Genomic DNA, 1,980 nt, shown 5'->3' with positions numbered 1-1,980 from the left:
CCGTTCGGGATGGCCGGCCGGTCACCGATGAGAGGGGTATCCGCAGGCTGATGGGCACGGAAACCCATTGCTTCACCACCACTGTTTATGCCTACGTCAACGGGATACTCAATTCCACGCATAGCAGGACCACCTGCATCACGATCAACACCGGTTCGAACGGCGAGCAGGAAGCTATTGACTGGATCGATCCGGGTGATGGCGGTGGTGGAGGGCCTTGGCAAAATCCTCCCGAGGACCAGACTGTCACCATGGATATCAACGACGAATTGGATGACTACCCTTGTGCCAAGGCGTTGGTCGTGCAATTGACAGCGCTTGACAACGGGCTGGCCAAATTGTTGGACGAAATTTTTGGTGACAGCGAAAATTTTGAGATTAACTTCGAAAGCTCTGATTTACTAGCCGACGACGAAGACGGTGTTGAGACTGGTCACGGGTTGTCTTTCGATAACTGGAACAATCCAACGTACAATTCGACTGTTAAATTAAATACTTTCATTTTAGAGAATGCTACCAAGGAGTATATTCTAGTGACGATGTATCACGAAGCATTACATTCATTTTTAAGGGCCGAACAGAGTCGGATGGGCAACGCTACATTCCATACCAAGTATCCAGAAATGACTGAATACGAATATACTTATGGGAACGGTAAAAGGACAAAAAAGTATAAAATAGCCCAAAACCATGCAAGGTTTGCTGTCTATGTAGATGCCATGACCGATGCGATTCGGTCATTCAACCCCAACATGCCGCTTGCGTCCGCTAGGGCAATGGCCAAAATGGGGATCGTAGAGAGTTCAAGTTTGAGCAACACAGAAAAACTATTAAATGGAAACGAAAGGGATGTCTCAAAAGGCAATTCAAAAGGCACTAAATGTCCATAGCATGAAGCAAATCCTATTGCTATCCGGGCTGATATTATCGAGCATTTTTTGTGCGTCTGCCCAAAGCAGAGTGTTCGTCGTGCTTGATATGCTCGATTCGGTTTATCGAGTGAACAGGTACACCCTGAATACAGAAGAGCTTTACGGGGTCAACCACCATATCGAAATGTATAATGTATGGCTCAGCAATGAGCTGGTGCTCTTTTCGGTATTGCCCGATTTCAGCCAGAGCGGACACTGGGAGAAAGTAGATACCAGCAAATTGGAAGGCCGAATCCTGTCGAAAAAGGATTTCAACCGTGATATGCGGGATAGGTACCTGATTGATGGTAGCGAAAAAAAATCGATGGGTTATGCGTTGATAAAGCAGGTGGGCGATGATTTCTATGCTAGCAAAAACTGCCTGCTTGAATATTTCAATATCCGCAGTTACCCCCCTGAATTACACACGCCCTACGGGACCATCAACACCGGCCAATCAAAAATGACTATCAAGGAGATGGCGGCCCTTTACAAACGGTATTATTCGGACATTCCCTTCCCATTGGACATCAAGCAACAACCCGCTATGAGTGATCAACTCTTACTTAAAAGGGAGTATCTATCCAAAGAACTTGAAGTAAACGGGGAAAAAGCCTATCAATTTTGGACTTTTATCGATTGGAGCGTGTCAGATGGTAGAAATGTGCAACGCGGTATCGATCGGTTTATTTATATACCGGGGAAAGGCATTGTCGGCGGGTCGTATGATTTTTATTTCGCTTTCCGGGCCAAATTGGATTTCACGCCCATGGAAAACCGATACACTATTTCCAAAGAACAATGGATGCAGAACATCCTCGACGAAAAAGTGATGCTGGCCGAGGAGTTGAAGCAATAGATGGCTTGGTTTCGACGAGCAAAGGCAACAAAAACTTGCAACTCCGGTCTTTTTTTCGGAATATTGTGATAACCGATTATACAGCACTAATGAAAAGAACTTTACCCCCCCCCCCGCAAAGAGAAGAACGGCAAAGGCACCGTTTGTAATGCTGGCCATGTCCATCACTGTTTTCATAACAGGTTCCTGCACCAAGGATGACGCCCCGCT

Annotated in this window: 2 protein-coding genes; both read left to right on the top strand. The window is 46.1% G+C overall.

What is annotated here, in order from left to right:
- Positions 1-890 (top strand): hypothetical protein (locus ACFOET_RS17765; protein ID WP_379025172.1); only part of this gene is annotated, 890 nt, incomplete at its 5' end.
- A 1-nt stretch (position 891) separates the two neighbouring features.
- Positions 892-1,770, top strand: coding sequence for a hypothetical protein (locus ACFOET_RS17760; RefSeq protein ID WP_379025171.1), 879 nt, complete (start codon positions 892-894; stop codon positions 1,768-1,770).
- Positions 1,771-1,980: the final 210 nt, after the last annotated feature.

The sequence above is a fragment of the Parapedobacter deserti genome (genome assembly GCF_042646065.1).
Lineage (GTDB): Bacteria > Bacteroidota > Bacteroidia > Sphingobacteriales > Sphingobacteriaceae > Parapedobacter > Parapedobacter deserti.
This window is presented reverse-complemented; position numbering and strand designations above follow the sequence as displayed.